Raw genomic sequence first — 599 nt, 5'->3', positions numbered from 1 at the left:
TGTGAGCCTGGATCGCGAGGCGGCTTCGGAGATCACGATCCGGATCACGGCCTCGGTGACGGAAGGCGATACCGCGTCGGCGGATGTGCTGATCCGGGTTCTGGACGTGAACGAGGCGCCGTCGGCGCCGGTTGTGTCGGGCACTGTGGTTGCGGAGAACACGGCGGGTGCGGTGATCGGCCGGGTGACGGCGAGCGATCCGGATGCGGGGGGCAGCAGCAATGGCCGGCTGAGCTTCACGGTCGATGATGCGCGGTTCGAGATCGTGTCGGGCGTGCTGAAGCTGAAAGACGGTGTGAGCCTGGATCGCGAGGCGGCGTCGAGCGTCGATCTGGTGATCACGGTGACCGATGGCGGCGGGTTGAGCGCGCAGCGGAGCGTGACGATCACGGTTGGCGACGCGAATGAAGCGCCGACGGCGCCGGTGGTGACCGGCACCACGGTTGCGGAGAACGCGGCCGGTGCTGTTATCGGCACAGTGACGGCGAGCGATCCGGATGGCGATGCGCTGAGCGTCACGGTCGATGATGCCCGCTTCGAGGTGGTCGGCGGCCAGTTGAAGCTGCGCGACGGGATCAGCCTGGATCACGAGGCTGAGC

At 67.4% G+C, this 599-nt stretch carries 1 protein-coding gene; it reads left to right on the top strand.

Going from position 1 to position 599, the window contains the following annotated elements; genetic code table 11:
- Nucleotides 1-599 (top strand): cadherin repeat domain-containing protein (locus WG924_RS28070; protein WP_345936338.1); only part of this gene is annotated, 599 nt, incomplete at both ends.

The sequence above is a fragment of the Tistrella arctica genome, assembly GCF_039630945.1.
GTDB classification, from domain to species: domain Bacteria; phylum Pseudomonadota; class Alphaproteobacteria; order Tistrellales; family Tistrellaceae; genus Tistrella; species Tistrella bauzanensis.
Note: the sequence above shows the minus strand (reverse complement) of the source record. Positions and strands in the feature narration are given on the sequence as shown.